The 14,673-nt window shown below is 58.2% G+C and carries 11 protein-coding genes; 7 read left to right on the forward strand and 4 right to left on the reverse strand.

From position 1 onward, the window contains the following. Positions 1–122 precede the first annotated feature (122 nt). The 6 genes from gyrA (at position 123) to ACKXF9_RS02555 (ending at position 7,981) form a co-directional block, all read left to right on the forward strand. The gene (gene gyrA, locus ACKXF9_RS02530) at positions 123–2,705 is read left to right on the forward strand and encodes a DNA gyrase subunit A (protein WP_418265201.1); all 2,583 of its coding nucleotides are present in this window, start codon (positions 123–125) and stop codon (positions 2,703–2,705) included. A gap of 368 nt (positions 2,706–3,073) precedes the next feature. After that, positions 3,074–4,039 (forward strand): glycosyltransferase family 2 protein, encoded by a 966-nt coding sequence (locus ACKXF9_RS02535; protein ID WP_418265202.1) that lies wholly within the window; start codon positions 3,074–3,076, stop codon positions 4,037–4,039. 26 nt (positions 4,040–4,065) lie between these two features. Beyond that, the gene (locus ACKXF9_RS02540) at positions 4,066–5,067 is read left to right on the forward strand and encodes a glycosyltransferase family 2 protein (protein ID WP_418265203.1); all 1,002 of its coding nucleotides are present in this window, start codon (positions 4,066–4,068) and stop codon (positions 5,065–5,067) included. Positions 5,068–5,079: 12 nt separating this feature from the next. Further along, on the forward strand, positions 5,080–6,075 hold the full coding sequence (locus ACKXF9_RS02545) for a glycosyltransferase family 2 protein (RefSeq protein ID WP_339394446.1): 996 nt from the start codon (positions 5,080–5,082) through the stop codon (positions 6,073–6,075). A 13-nt stretch (positions 6,076–6,088) separates the two neighbouring features. Beyond that, positions 6,089–7,078: a glycosyltransferase family 2 protein gene (locus tag ACKXF9_RS02550; protein ID WP_418265204.1), complete on the forward strand. Its 990-nt coding sequence runs from the start codon at positions 6,089–6,091 to the stop codon at positions 7,076–7,078. Positions 7,079–7,399: 321 nt separating this feature from the next. Then, positions 7,400–7,981, forward strand: a complete 582-nt coding sequence (locus ACKXF9_RS02555; protein ID WP_418265205.1) for a manganese efflux pump MntP family protein — start codon at positions 7,400–7,402, stop codon at positions 7,979–7,981. Positions 7,982–8,273: 292 nt separating this feature from the next. Here ACKXF9_RS02555 and ACKXF9_RS02560 read toward each other — a convergent pair whose 3' ends face one another. From ACKXF9_RS02560 to ACKXF9_RS02575, 4 genes are all read right to left on the reverse strand, one after another. Next, entirely contained in the window at positions 8,274–8,951 is a 678-nt protein-coding gene (locus ACKXF9_RS02560) for a GntR family transcriptional regulator (RefSeq protein ID WP_418265206.1), read from the reverse strand. Positions 8,952–8,993: 42 nt separating this feature from the next. Further along, complete coding sequence (locus tag ACKXF9_RS02565) at positions 8,994–9,683, reverse strand: RluA family pseudouridine synthase (protein WP_418265207.1); 690 nt, start codon at positions 9,681–9,683, stop codon at positions 8,994–8,996. Then, positions 9,680–10,234 (reverse strand): NUDIX hydrolase, encoded by a 555-nt coding sequence (locus ACKXF9_RS02570; RefSeq protein ID WP_348584152.1) that lies wholly within the window; start codon positions 10,232–10,234, stop codon positions 9,680–9,682. The genes ACKXF9_RS02565 and ACKXF9_RS02570 overlap by 4 nt, the downstream gene beginning before the upstream one ends. A gap of 154 nt (positions 10,235–10,388) precedes the next feature. Then, positions 10,389–10,889 carry a hypothetical protein gene (locus ACKXF9_RS02575; protein WP_418265875.1) on the reverse strand — a complete coding sequence of 167 codons (501 nt, stop codon included), beginning with the start codon at positions 10,887–10,889 and terminating at the stop codon, positions 10,389–10,391. Between ACKXF9_RS02575 and nifJ the strand changes: the two genes are divergently transcribed. Next, positions 10,842–14,387, forward strand: coding sequence for a pyruvate:ferredoxin (flavodoxin) oxidoreductase (gene nifJ / locus ACKXF9_RS02580; protein WP_418265208.1), 3,546 nt, complete (start codon positions 10,842–10,844; stop codon positions 14,385–14,387). The genes ACKXF9_RS02575 and nifJ overlap by 48 nt on opposite strands. The last annotated feature ends 286 nt before the right edge of the window (positions 14,388–14,673 follow it).

A 14,673-nucleotide genomic window follows, 5' to 3' on the forward strand; every position in this document is an offset into this window, starting at 1 on the left:
GATGTTGCGCAGCGACAAAAGGGGGAATCTGGCGCGTAAGCGCCTGAGAGGGCAAGGCTGTTTTCCGAGAAAAAAATCCCTTTCCTGTACAAAAGAGAGGGTCAAACCCTACGGAGGAAACAATGGAAGAAGATTATGTGATGATACCGGGCAGCGGAACCAAAAAGATCATCCGCGATGTGAAAAAGGAGATCGAGACCGCATTTCTGGACTACTCCATGTCGGTCATCGTGTCCCGCGCTCTGCCCGACGTGCGCGACGGCCTGAAACCCGTCCACCGCCGCATTCTGTACACCATGCACGAGCGCGGCAACGACCCCAGCCATCCCTACCGCAAATCCGCCGACACCGTTGGTGCGGTGCTGGGCTCTTACCATCCCCACGGCGACGCATCGGTCTACGATGCCATGGTCCGTCTGGCACAGGACTTCTCTCTGCGCTATCCGCTGGTGGATGGTCAGGGTAACTTTGGTTCTGTGGACGGCGACCCCCCGGCTGCCTACCGTTACACCGAGGCCCGCATGAGCCGCATGGCGGTGGAAATGCTGACCGATATTGAAAAGGACACCATCGACTGGGACCCCAACTTTGACGAGACCAAGAAGGAGCCCAGCGTACTGCCCTGCCGCTTCCCCAACCTGCTGGTCAACGGCAGTCAGGGTATTGCGGTCGGCATGGCCACCAACATCCCTCCCCACAACCTGAGCGAGGTCATTGACGGCTGCATCGCCTATATCGACGACCCGGACATCGACCTGCCCGGCCTGATGGAATACATCAAGGGCCCGGACTTCCCCACTGCCGGCATCATCATGGGCCGCAGCGGCATCCGCGCCGCCTACGCCACCGGCCGGGGCAAGATCACCCTGCGGGGCCGCGCCACCATCGAGGAGACCAAGAACGGCCGCACCCAGATCATCATTACCGAGATCCCGTATATGGTCAACAAGGCCCGCCTTATTGAGAACATGGCCGACCTTGTCAAGGAGAAGCGCATTGAGGGCATCACCGGCCTGAACGATGAGACCAACCGCAAGGGTATGCGCATCGTGGTGGACATCCGCAAGGACGCCAACGCACAGGTCATCCTGAACCAGCTGTACCAGTACACCCAGCTGCAGGATACCGTGGGCGTCATCATGCTGGCCATCGACCACAAGGTGCCCAAGGTACTCACCCTGAAGCAGATGCTTCAGAAATACGTGGAATTTCAGGACGAGGTGGTGCGCCGCCGCACCCAGTACGACCTGAAAAAGGCCAAGGAGCGCGCCCACATTCTGGAAGGTCTGAAGAAGGCTACCGACATCGTGGACGAGCTGATCGCCACCATCCGCGCCTGCAAGGGCGGCATGGCAGAGGCCAAGGCTGCCATCATGGAACAGTTCGGCTTTGACGACCCGCAGGCAGATGCCATCGTCAAGCTGCAGCTGGGCCGTCTGGCAGGCCTTGAGATCCTGAAGATCGAGGAAGAGCTTGCCAGCCTGCAGGCCAAGATCGAGAACTGGGAAGCCATTCTGGCCGATGACGCCCGTGTGCTTGCCATCGTCAAGGAAGAGCTGCTGGAAATGAAGAAGCGCTTCGGTGACGAGCGCCGCACCGAGATCCAGTCCGTGACCGGTGAGGTGGACATCGAGGACCTGATCGCCGAGGAGCAGTGTGTCTACACCCTGACCGAGGCCGGCTATATCAAGCGCCAGCTCAAGGCCACCTATCAGGCACAGCGCCGCGGCGGACGCGGCATCTCCGGCATGACCCGCAAGGAAGAGGACATCGTGCAGGAGATGTTCGTAGGCTCCACCCACGACTATGTGCTCTTTGTCACCGACCGGGGCCGTCTGTTCCGCATCAAGGGCTACACCATCGCCGAGGGCAGCCGCACCAGCAAGGGCAGCAACATCGTCAACCTGCTGCAGCTGGCCGAGGGCGAAAAGGTCACCAACATGATCTGCCAGTCGAAGGAAGCCGATACCGAGGGCGGCTTTGTGACCATGGTCACGAAGCAGGGCCTCATCAAGCGCACCCCGCTGGAGCAGTATGCCAACATCCGCAAGTCCGGCCTGATCGGCATTGCCCTGAACGAGGGCGATGCACTGGCATGGACCCGCCTGACCTCCGGCCACGATATGCTCATCGTTGCCACCCGCAATGGTCAGGCCATCCGCTTCAACGAAGAGGATGCACGTCCCATGGGCCGCAGCGGCCATGGCGTGCGCGCCATCCGTCTGGCTGAGGGCGACGAAGTTGTGGGCGTGTGCATCTGCCGCGAGGGCGGCACGGTGCTCACCGTCACCGAGAACGGCAAGGGCCGCCGGTCCGATATCGACACCTACCGCATCACCGCCCGCGGCGGCAAGGGCATCCGCAACTACGACGCCGCCAAGGATAAGGTGGCTGCGGTCAAGATCGTGGACGATGTGGACGACGTGCTGCTGAGCAGTCAGGAGGGCATCATCATCCGTCTGCACGCCAACGAGATCCCGCTGCAGAGCCGCTACGGCTCCGGCGTGCGGGTAATGCGTCTGGGCGAGAACGACAAGGTGATGGTGCTGGCCCGCACCGACCACGACGACGAGGCACAGACCGAGCAGATCGACACCTCCGACGCCGATGCCGAGCCCACCGCAGAGCAGCTGGCCGCCATGGAGGCCGCCGATGCAGCCTCTGCCGCCGAGACCCCGGAAGCGGACGATAAGAGCGAAGAATAACGGCATAGAGAAGTCCATTCTCCTATACGTCCCTATCCGTGAAAAAGTGTTTGGAGCGCTCCGCAGAGCTTGTCGGGGCAAAGCCCCTCCATCTGCTTACGCAGACTGCTCTGCCGCTTAAAAGCCCCACTGGGACTTTCATTGCTGCGCAAACGCGGTCGCTCCAAACGCAAAATTAAAAAATATATTTCCGCTGAAAAGGCCAGAGCGCAAGCGGCGGCCATTTTAAATCGTAATTTGGAAAAATCCCCGCAGATGCCTTTGTGCTGTCTGCGGGGATTTTTTGCACTTTTCAGCGGCGGAAAAACAATGTATAATAGAAGCAGCATGTGTCGGAAAAACACGAATGTGAGAAGAGGAACGGAAACATGACAGAACAAAAGCGTCCGGAGATCAGCATCATCGTGCCGGTGTACAAGGTGGAAAAATATCTGAACGAGTGCATCGACTCCATCCTTGCCCAGACCTTCACGGACTTTGAGCTGATTCTGGTAGACGACGGCTCCCCGGATAACTGCCCTGCCCTGTGCGATGCAGCGGCAGCAAAGGACAGCCGCATCCGGGTCATCCACAAACCGAACGGCGGTGTAAGCACGGCCCGCAATGCCGGGCTGGATGCTGCCCGCGGAAACTGGATCGGCTTTGTGGATTCGGATGATGTGATTGATAAGACTTACTATGAAAAGCTGTACCGTGCGGCAAAGCAGTCTGGTGCCGAAATTGCAGCCAGCAACATTCTGTACGCAAACGCGGATGGCACCCCGAACAACTACAAGGACCTGCCGCTCAAAAATGAGGTGCTGACCATTGACGAAGCAGCACATCGCATCCGTATGACACCGCTGGTTCAGGCTGCAACCAGATTGCATCGTCGGGACGTGATAGAGAAGATCCATTTTCCGGATGGCAAAAACTACGAAGATGCGTTCACGACGCCGACCATTTTTGAAAATTCTACAGCAGTTGCCTGTGTGGAGGAAATGCTTTACCATTACCGCCTTCATCCCAGCAGCATCATGCATGAAAAGGTCGGCCTGAAAAATCTGGATGAGATCGATGCCAACTATGGTTTACTCCAATGCGCGCTCCGGCACGGCAAAAAAGACACCGCCCTGCTGGAATATAAGATCATGAAAAGCTATTTCAAAAAGTTCATGAAAAAACTTTCCCCGGAAGACCGGAATGACCCGAAGGTACAGCAGACCATCGATCTGATCCGCAAGGCGGAAACAGAGGTCAGGCAGGCCGGGGCGGATACCCTGCGCAATAAGCTGGAAGCGGCCGTGTGGTTCTGGAACAAAACCGTTTATTATCACCTGAAAGGCTGGGCCTGATCAGAAGTCATGAAGGAGAAAATGTTGTGAGTGAAAAGAGAGCGGAGAGCCGCCCGGAGATCAGCGTCATCGTGCCGGTGTACAGGGTGGAACGATATCTGAACGAATGCATCGACTCCATCCTTGCCCAGACCTTCACGGATTTTGAGCTGATCTTGGTAGACGACGGCTCCCCGGACAGCTGCCCTGCCCTGTGCGATGCGGCGGCAGCAAAGGACAGCCGCATCCGGGTCATTCACCAGCAGAACAAGGGTCTGAGCGGTGCCAGAAATGCGGGCATTGAGATCGCACGCGGAAGCTGGCTTTCGTTTATCGATTCGGACGACAGCGTTGACAAAACATTCTGCGAAAAGCTTTACCATGCGGCAAAACAGGCTGGTGCAAAGCTGGTGGTCAGCGATATTCTGTACTTTGATGCGGATGGCTCTCTGAGCGGTTATCAGGAGCGTGCGCTCCGGACGGAGACCCTTTCACGGGAGGAGGCAGTGCACCGCATCCGGCTTACGCCGCTGGTCCATGCAACAACGAAGCTGTACAGCCGGGAACTGTTTGCGGAGCTTCGTTTTCCGATCGGGCAGAATTATGAGGATGCCCTTACGATCCCGGCAGTGCTGGAACAGGTAACGGATGTTGTGTGTGTGGGAGAGCCGCTCTATCACTATCGCTTCAATCCGAATGGCATCGTGCGCGGAAAAATCGGCCTGAAAAATTTGCAGGAGGTATACGCGAACTACGCTTTGTTCCAGTGTGCGCTTAAATATGGCAGGAAGGATACGGTGTATCTGCAGTACACCATCATGAAGGCTTTTTTCCGGAAGGTGGAAAGAAATCTGTCTCCGGAGGACAGAAAAAGTGTACAGATGAAGCAGGCGGAAGCCTGCCTGAAAAAGGCAGAGGCCGAGGTAAAGCAGGCAGGGGCATTTACGGTGCAGAACTGGCTGGAAGCAGAGCTGCGGGCAGTCAATGCTCCGCTGTATAACCGCTGCAAATATAAGATCCGGCAGACAAAACCGAAAAAATGCAGGTAAGGAGAAACCGTTGTGAGTGAGCAGAAGGTCAGAAACCGTCCCGAGATCAGCGTGATCGTGCCGGTGTACCGGGTGGAAAAATACCTGAATGACTGCATCGATTCCATCCTTGCCCAGACCTTTGCGGATTTTGAGCTGATTCTGGTGGACGACGGCTCCCCGGACGGCTGCCCTGCTTTGTGCGATGCCGCAGCGGCAAGGGACAGCCGCATCCGGGTCATCCACCAGAAAAACCGCGGCCTGAGCGGCGCCCGCAATGCCGGGCTGGACGCGGCAGAGGGCGAATGGATCGCCTTTGTGGATTCGGACGATATGCTGCTGCCGCAGGCGCTGGAAAAGGCCCACAGCACAGCGGAAAAGACCGGTGCGGACGTGGTACTGTACGGCTTTGCGTTCACAGACGAAAACGGCAAGGTCTATGATGGATGGGATACGACCCAGTACGATGAGGTCATCCCGCAGCAGGAGATCTACAACCGGCTGGTCATCGGCATGTATCAGTCCATGTGCAATAAGCTTTTCCGGCGGGAACTGTTCGACGGCCTGCGCCTGCCGGAGGGCAAAAAATTTGAGGACACCTACACCGCACCCCGGATCTATGAGCGGGTGCAGAAGATGGCCAGCATCCCGGAGTCGCTGTACCAGTACCGGCAGGTGCCGGAGAGCATCATGCACAGCAGTTATTCGGTAAAAACGCTGGACCGGGTGGAAGCCTGCTACCAGATGTTTCTGGGCATGTACCGGCATAACGCAGAGACCCTGTGCGAAGCCTACCGCACCGTACTGACCGCCCTTGTGGATATCTGGTGGCACCTGACCCCGGAGGAGCGCAGAAGCCCCCGGATGAAGGAGTGCATGGGATACGAACGGGACGCACGGCATAAGCTGTGGCAGGCCCGGGCCATCACCCTGCGGGGGATCTCGGATACGATCCGGTACACAAAATCGCCCGCAAAGTATCTGGAACTGCGCAGAGAACGGCAGGCAAAACTGCAGAACCTGAAATGATGAGGAAGTTACCGTGAAAGAACAGCACACGATCCGGCCCGAAAGCAGGAGAACCATCAGTATCATCGTGCCGGTATATAAGACAGAGCGTTTTCTGAACGCCTGCATCGCTTCCATCCTTGCCCAGACCTTCACGGATTTTGAGCTGATTTTGGTGGACGATGGCTCTCCGGACGGCTGCCCTGCCCTGTGCGATGCTGCAGCGGCAAAGGACAGCCGCATCCGGGTCATTCACCAGAAAAACCGTGGTCTGAGCGGGGCACGCAATGCCGGGCTGGACACGGCAGAGGGCGAATGGATCGCCTTTGTGGATTCAGACGACACCATCACGCCGGACTTCTGTGCAAAGCTTTACCATGCGGCGCAGGAGGCCGGTGCGCAGATGGCCGTATGCAATTACCGGCAGGTGGACGAAGCCCTGACCCCCATCCGGGAGCAGTATCTGCATGTGCGGCGGGAGGTGCTGACCCCGGAGCAGGCGTTGGAGCACAGCACCCTTCTGCCCTACATGGTGGTGTGGAACAAGCTGTACCACCGCAGCATCTTTGCGCAGCTGCGCTTTGCAGAGGGCAAGCTGAACGAGGACACCCTACTGATCGCTTACGCCTACGAAAAAGCAGAAAAGATCGCCAACATCCCGGATGCGATGTACCTCTACCGCAAGGTGGCGGGCAGCATCGTGAACAGCAAAGTCACCCTGCGCAATCTCGACCGGGTGGAGGCAAACTATGCGGTGTTCGAGTGTGCCCGCCGCCATGGCGTCACCGGCTCGCTGTGTGAGCTGTACTGGGTGCTGCTGCACTCGCTTATCGATGTGGGTTCCCACCTGACGGCGCAGGAGCGGAAAACGCCCCGGATGCAGCAGGCCCGGGAGTATGAGCGCCGCGCCCGCCGGGCACTGCGGCAGGAGCATGCCGTCACCCCGCAGGCGCTGGGCAATACCCTGTGCTTTATCCTTTCGCAGGACCGGTATTTTGAGACCCGCTGGAAAAACAGGACCTGAAGGCAATTGCTTATAAAAAACGGTTTCCACGGTTTGTCTGGACTTCCGGCGTGGGATATGCTACAATAACAGAACGATCACAAATACCCGTGGGGGAGTAGCAAGCGCCGGTTGCAGAAGGCGCAGCAAGTCAACACAATGGCCGGTGGTTTCGGTCTGGCTTGCTTTAATTTGCGAGACTCATGTGTTTTTGGCGCGCAGAATGCCGCCCGTGCACATGGAGTCGATGATAAAAATTGACCCGGCTTCGGACGTGCAGGTGCGCCCGAAGCCGGGTTTTGTATTGCCCGATATTCTGGTCAGATTCAGGAGGCAGACAATATGGAATGGAGCTTTGTATTTTTCCTCAACAGCGCACTGCTGGGCGTGGGCCTTGCAATGGATGCGTTTTCGGTGTCGATGGCAAACGGCCTGCACGACCCCCGCATGAGCAGGGGGACCATGTGCAGGATCGCGGGCACCTTTGCCCTTTTTCAGGCGGTCATGCCCATGACCGGCTGGGTGTGCGTGCACACCATCGTGGAGATGTTCTCTTCCTTTGAAACATTCATCCCGTGGATCGCGCTGGCACTGCTGGGCTACATCGGCGGCAAGATGCTTGTGGATGGCATCCGGGGCGAGGAAGCCGAAGAAGCCGCAGAGCTCAGCGCCGGTGCGCTGTTTATGCAGGGCGTCGCCACCAGCATCGATGCGCTTTCGGTGGGCTTTACCATCTCGGAGTACGGCTGGCTGATGGCTCTGGCGGCATCGCTCATCATTGCGGTGGTCACCTTCTTCATCTGCATGGCGGGCCTGCGCATCGGCAAAAAGTTCGGCACGAAGCTTTCCGGCAAGGCGTCCATTCTGGGCGGCATGATCCTCATTGGCATTGGTCTGGAGATCTTTATTTCCGGGGTGTTCTGAATATAAAAAGCCCGGAGCGTCTGCGGATGCTCCGGGCTTTTTGCTTGTGTTTTAACTCCCTCAGTCGCGGCGCACGCCGCGACAGCTCCCTCGGGGAGGGAGCTAACCCTCTCAGTCTGCTCCCGATGGTCGCAGCCAGCTCCCCCGAAGGGGGAGCTTTTTTTGCGGTAACGGAAACGTATCGGATGAATGCAAAAAGTTTCCGGCAGTGCTATAAGCTCCCCCCTTCGGGGGAGCTGGCACGCCGTAAGGCGTGACTGAGAGGGTTCAACCATTGTTCCACATAGAACAATTACTTTTCCGGCTCAAAGTAGTCGGCGTATTCCTCGGTCAGCTTGGAGCCCAGCCGCCGGATGCCGCCGTAAAGGTGCTTTTCCACCAGCGGCTCAAAGGCGGCAAGGTCGCACCGCTCAATGGCATCCAGCAGGCTCCGGTGATCTGCGATCACTTCCGCAAGCCCGCCGCTGGTGATGGTGTCCAGCATCCGGAAGCGGCTGTAGTCGGCGTGGGCGTTCTGCAGGGTGCTCCACAGATACATCTTGTCCATGGCGGCAAACCATGTCCCGTGCAGGGCACGGTCGGCCTCGTACAGCCGGTTGTAATCGGGCTCTTCCGTGGCGGCAAGGGCCGCATAGGCCTCCACCCGTCTGCGGATGAGCGCCCGCTGTTCGGGGGTGCACTGGGGCGCAAAATCCCGCAGGATGCGGGCCTCCACGGCGGTGCGCTCGTAGATCAGCTCGTCCACGATGCGGCGGTTCAGCCGGGTGACGGTGGTGCCCTTATAGGGCACGATCTTCACCAGCCCGTTTTCCTGCAGCTTCTGCAAAACCACCCGGATCATGCTGCGGGGGGCCGCAAAGCGGCTGCACAGTGGGTTTTCGCTCAGCAGGGAGCCGGGGCGGATGGTCAGATCGATGATCTCCCGCTCCAGCACGGCGTAAATTTCAGCATCGGTTCTATATTGTTCCATACCTCTCACCTAATGAACATCATATCGCCGTAAGGCGATGCATCATTCTGAAAACTCTTTCCACGGTGCGGCGTCCGGCAGGGGCAGGCTGAACTGCAGGGGCTTGCCGGTGTCCGGATGCCGGAACTGCAGGCCGCAGCTCTGCAGAGCGATGTCTCCCTTTACCCGGCTGCCATACTTGCCGTCGCCGGAGAGCGGATGCTTCCGGGCGGCAAACTGTACCCGGATCTGATGGGTGCGGCCGGTGTGCAGAGTGATGCCCGCAAGGCTCGTGTTCCCTGCTGTTTTCAGGATGCGGTATTCCAGAACGGCTTCCCGCACGCCCTTGCGGGGGCGGCTGACCGGGAACACCCGGCCCCGGCGGCTGTCCTTGAACAGCCAGTCCCGCAGGGTGCCTTCGGCGGGCAGTGCTTCGTCCGGCCCGCCTGCAATGACGGCGCGGTACTGCTTGATGAACTGCGGCTCTTCTGCCCTGCCCTCTGCCCGGCCGTCCTGCACGGCGTAGGCGTTCTGGCTCTGGGTGATCTGACGGCTGAGTGCGGCCGCAGCCCCGGGCGTGCGGGCAAACACCATCAGGCCGGAAACGCCGGTGTCCAGCCGGTGCACCACCCCCACAAAGGCGTCCGGGGCGTTCCACCGCTGCCGCAGCGCTGCGGGAATGCCCTCCTCGCTGGAAAGGCCCGCGGGCTTGTCCAGCACCACGATGGAAGCGTCCTCGTACAGGATGTTCACAGCTTGCCCTCAGCGATCAGCGCCTTGAGCTTCAGGATGCCGGCAATGGTCTTGCCGTCCCGGATCTCGCCGCTCATGACCATTTCATAGGCTTTATCCAGCGGCACGCGGTCCGGCGTCAGGAACTCGTCCGCATCCAGATGCATCTGGGTCTTGTGCAGGCCGGTGGCGACCCATGTATAGATGACCTCGGTATCGTAGCCCACGGTGGGGTAGAACTGGCCCAGAGAGATGTAATTGTCGGCGGTCAGACCGCACTCCTCGCCCAGCTCCCGCTTGGCGGCTTCAAAGGGGTCCTCGCCCTTTTCCAGCTTGCCGGCGGGCAGCTCCCACAGCTCCTGCTGCATGGCGTAGCGGAACTGGCGCACCATGCAGATGGTGCCGTCCTCAAAATAGGGCAGGATGCACGCACCGCCGTGGTGATGCACCACCTCACGGGTGGCGGTCTTGCCGTTTTCCAGCAGAGCAGTGTCCTTGGTCAGGGTGATGACCCGGCCCTCAAAGAGGACCTCGCTGGTAAGTGTCTTTTCGTAATGTGTGATCTTTTCCATTGTATTTACCCTCTCTGCCCGGCACAGCGCCGGTTTTCTGCTCTCAGTTTACGGCAAAGTGCGGTTTGTTGTCAATAAAGAGATGATAAATACAAGAGGATGGGACGATTTGAAATGCGCGCCGCGTTTGCTTTGCGCATAATCAGCGGAAAGATCATTTATAATTTCGCGTTTGTCGCGCTCTGCGGAGCGCTCCAAACGCCTTTTCACGGGAGGGGTCGTAACGGAAAGCAGCATTTGCAGCGCCGCTTTCTGCGAAAGCGCGGCGCTGCGGGAAACGAATCCTCTCAGGCTCACTGCGTTCGCAAGCCGTGACTGAGAGGGTCCACCCCCTTTTTGCGAAAAAAATCACAGGATCTGGCAAGGCAGGCAGGCTAAAACCAAAAATCCGCACCAACGCTTGCTTTACCGTACTAAAGACGTACAAAACAGCTAAAAAATTTTCTTTATTTTTGGTGCGTTTGTTGGGCGGTTTGCGTTTACTTTGCGAGCAGAATTTGTTATTATAGTATACAAGCAATAGTGCCTTTATGGGGTTCTCCGGTCCCATGTGGGGCATATTGCCCCGCGCAAAAGGTACCAAATTCTGAATAATGGAGGAAGAAAAATGCCTAGAGCAAAGCAAACTATGGATGGCAATACCGCTGCCGCCCATGTAGCGTATGCCTACACGGACGTGGCTGCCATCTACCCCATTACCCCGTCTTCTCCGATGGCTGACTCTGTGGACCAGTGGTCCGCAGCCGGCCAGAAGAACATCTTCGGCAATCAGGTCAAGGTTGTCGAGATGGAATCTGAGGCAGGCGCCGCAGGCGCTGTGCACGGCTCTCTGGGTGCAGGTGCTGTTACCACCACCTTCACCGCTTCTCAGGGCCTGCTGCTGATGATCCCCAACATGTACAAGATCGCTGCTGAGCAGCTGCCCTGCGTGTTCGATGTTTCTGCACGTACCGTTGCTACCCAGTCCCTGAACATCTTCGGTGATCACAGCGACGTCATGGCATGCCGCCAGACCGGTTTTGCAATGCTGGTCGAGAGCAGCGTGCAGGAAGTCATGGATCTGTCCCCTGTCGCACATCTGTGCGCCATCGAGGGCAAGGTTCCCTTCCTGAACTTCTTCGATGGCTTCCGTACCTCTCATGAGTACCAGAAGATCGAGAAGTGGGATTACGCCGATCTGAAGGAAATGTGCAACATGGAGGCTGTGGAGGAGTTCCGTAAGAAGGCTCTGAACCCCGAACACCCCAAGATGCGCGGCTCCCACGAGAACGGCGACGTGTTCTTCCAGCATCGTGAGGCATGCAACAGCGTTTACAACGCTCTGCCTGCTGTTGTTGAGAAGTACATGGCCAAGATCAACGCAAAGCTGGGCACCAACTACGATCTGTTCAACTACTACGGCGCACCCGATGCTGACCGTGTGATCGTGGCTATGGGCTCCGTCTGCGACGTTGCTGATGAGGTCATCGACTACCTGAACGCACGCGGCGAGAAGGTCGGTATCATCAAGGTTCGTCTGTATCGTCCCTGGGTCTCCGCTTCCCTGCTGAAGGTTCTGCCCAAGACCGCCAAGAAGGTGGCTGTGCTGGATCGCACCAAGGAGCCCGGCTCTCTGGGCGAGCCCCTGTATCTGGATGTTGCCGCTACCCTGCGTGAGGCTGGCCTGAACGATGTCGTTCTGACCGGCGGCCGTTACGGTCTGGGCAGCAAGGATACCCCGCCGTCCTCCATCTTTGCTCTGTTCAAGGAGCTGGAGAAGGATCAGCCCAAGGAGCGCTTCACTCTGGGTATCACCGATGACGTCACCTTCCTGTCTCTGCCGGAAGTCAAGCCCGCTCCCATCACCGCAGCTGCTGGCACCAAGGAGTGCAAGTTCTGGGGTCTGGGCGGCGACGGTACTGTCGGTGCTAACAAGAACTCCGTCAAGATCATCGGCGACCATACCGACAAGTATGTTCAGGCATACTTCCAGTATGACTCCAAGAAGACCGGCGGCGTGACCATCAGCCATCTGCGTTTCGGCGACAAGCCCATCCGCAGCCCCTACTACATCAACCAGGCTGACTTCGTGGCCTGCCACAACCCCGCTTACATCCACATGGGCATGAAGATGGTCCAGGATGTCAAGCCCGGCGGCGTGTTCATGATCAACTGCCAGTGGTCCGATGAGGAGCTGGGCCAGCACCTGAACGCCGAGGCAAAGAAGTATATCGCTGACAACAACATCCAGCTGTATACCATCAATGCTATCGATAAGGCTATCGAGATCGGCATGGGCAAGCGCACCAACACCATCCTGCAGTCTGCATTCTTCAAGCTGGCTGACGTCATGCCCATCGAGGATGCCGTCAACTTCATGAAGCAGGCAGCTCAGAAGAGCTACGGCAAGAAGGGCCAGGACGTCGTTGAGATGAACTGGAAGGCTATCGATGCAGGCGTTGACGCCATCCACAAGGTGGACGTGCCCGCATCCTGGTCCAACCCCGAGGCTGATCCCGCACCCAAGGCTCTCACCGGCCGTCCGGAACTGGTCAAGCAGATCCGCGAGGTCATGGAGCCCATTGCCCGTATGGACGGCGACAGCCTGCCTGTCTCTTCCTTCGTGGCAAATGCAAACGGCGAGTGGGAGCAGGGCGCTTCTGCATACGAGAAGCGCGGCACCGCTGTCAACGTTCCCGAGTGGGATGCTGCAAAGTGCGTTGGCTGTAACCAGTGTGCATTCGTCTGCTCTCATGCTACCATCCGTCCCTTCCAGCTGACCGCCGACGAGCTGGCAGCTGCTCCTGCACAGACCAAGAGCCGCGACAACAAGCCCGCAAACGAGTACAAGTTTGTCATGGCTGTGTCTCCTCTGGACTGCATGGGCTGCGGCGAGTGCGTCACCGTCTGCCCCACCAAGGCTATCACCATGGTGCCGCAGGACAGCCAGGCCGATCAGCAGGCAGTGTTCGACTACTGCGTGGCCAACATCTCCAAGAAGCCTTCCAAGTTTGCTGACGATACCGTCATCGGTTCTCAGTTCAACCAGCCGCTGCTGGAGTTCTCTGGCTCCTGCGCAGGCTGTGCCGAGACTTCTTACGCTCGCCTGATCACTCAGCTGTTCGGCGAGAAGATGTACATCTCCAACGCTACCGGCTGCTCCTCCATCTGGGGCGGCACCGCTTCCATCTCTCCGTACACCGTCAACAAGGACAGCGGCCATGGTCCTGCATGGTGCAACTCCCTGTTCGAGGATAACGCAGAGCATGGTCTGGGCCTGTACATCGGCCAGAAGACCGTCCGCGAGAACCTGATCAAGGAGATCGCTGAGGTTGCTGGTTCCGACAAGGCTTCTGCTGAGCTGAAGGCTGCCTTTGAGAAGTTCCTGGAGACCAAGAACAACACCAAGGCCAACGACGAGCCCGCAAAGGCCCTGATCGCTGAGCTGGAGAAGGCTGCTGCTGCCGGCTGCGAGAAGTCTGCAGAGATCCTGAAGAGCAAGCAGTTCATCGCCAAGAAGTCCGTCTGGATCTTCGGTGGTGACGGCTGGGCATACGACATCGGCTTCGGTGGTCTGGACCACGTTCTGGCTTCCGGCGAGGATGTCAACGTGATGGTCTTCGATACTGAGATGTACTCCAACACCGGTGGACAGGCATCCAAGGCTTCCAACATTGGTGAAGTCTGCCAGTTCGCTGCTGCTGGTAAGGAGATCAGCAAGAAGAGCCTGTCCGAGATCGCTATGACCTACGGTTACATCTATGTTGCTCAGATCGCACTGGGTGCTAACCCGGCTCAGGCTGTCAAGGCCATCGCTGAGGCTGAGGCTTACCCCGGCCCGTCTCTGATCATCGGCTACGCTCCCTGCGAGCTGCACGGTGTCAAGGGCGGCATGACCAACTGCCAGAACGAGATGAAGAAGGCAGTTGAGTCCGGTTACTGGAACCTGTTCACCTTCAACCCGGCAAACAAGGCTCAGGGCAAGAATCCGTTCACCCTGACCTCCAAGGCTGTGGATAACGAGAAGTATCAGGCACTGCTGGCTAACGAGACCCGTTACAGCCGCCTGACTCGTGCATTCCCCGACCGTGCTAAGGAGCTGTTCGCACGCAACCAGCAGGTTGCTAACGACCGCTACGAGCACCTGACCCGTCTGGTCGACCTGTACAAGTAAGCATTCTTCTGCGCTTTGGATGCAGATATTTGCGGCACCTTAGCCCCACAATGCAAGAGGGCGGCTGCCCCGTACCGGCGGTTACTGCGCAATGCAGCGGTACGAAGCGGAGAAACGCATCCATCCAAGCAGGTGATGTGCTGAAGTACAGCATCCGCCACACGTGTTCTGACTGATTTCACTTCCCGGGCGGTGCTTTGTTCCGTGCGAAGCACCGCAGCGGGATATGAGATACCAAAGCGCCCGCGAGGGTCCTTGAAAGCACACCCCGCGTGTGTCAGGAGTA

Source organism: Faecalibacterium sp. 9 (genome assembly GCF_048320955.1).
Lineage (GTDB): Bacteria > Bacillota > Clostridia > Oscillospirales > Ruminococcaceae > Faecalibacterium > Faecalibacterium wellingii.

What these genes read in the sequence shown, in the direction of transcription:
- gyrA (WP_418265201.1), top strand. Translation starts at nt 123, where the DNA reads ATGGAAGAAGATTATGTGATGATACCGGGCAGCGGAACCAAAAAGATC.
- ACKXF9_RS02535 (WP_418265202.1), top strand. Translation starts at nt 3,074, where the DNA reads ATGACAGAACAAAAGCGTCCGGAGATCAGCATCATCGTGCCGGTGTAC.
- ACKXF9_RS02555 (WP_418265205.1), top strand. Translation starts at nt 7,400, where the DNA reads ATGGAATGGAGCTTTGTATTTTTCCTCAACAGCGCACTGCTGGGCGTG.
- ACKXF9_RS02560 (WP_418265206.1), bottom strand. Translation starts at nt 8,951, where the DNA reads ATGGAACAATATAGAACCGATGCTGAAATTTACGCCGTGCTGGAGCGG.
- ACKXF9_RS02570 (WP_348584152.1), bottom strand. Translation starts at nt 10,234, where the DNA reads ATGGAAAAGATCACACATTACGAAAAGACACTTACCAGCGAGGTCCTC.
- nifJ (WP_418265208.1), top strand. Translation starts at nt 10,842, where the DNA reads ATGCCTAGAGCAAAGCAAACTATGGATGGCAATACCGCTGCCGCCCAT.
- ACKXF9_RS02575 (WP_418265875.1), bottom strand. Translation starts at nt 10,889, where the DNA reads ATGGGCGGCAGCGGTATTGCCATCCATAGTTTGCTTTGCTCTAGGCAT.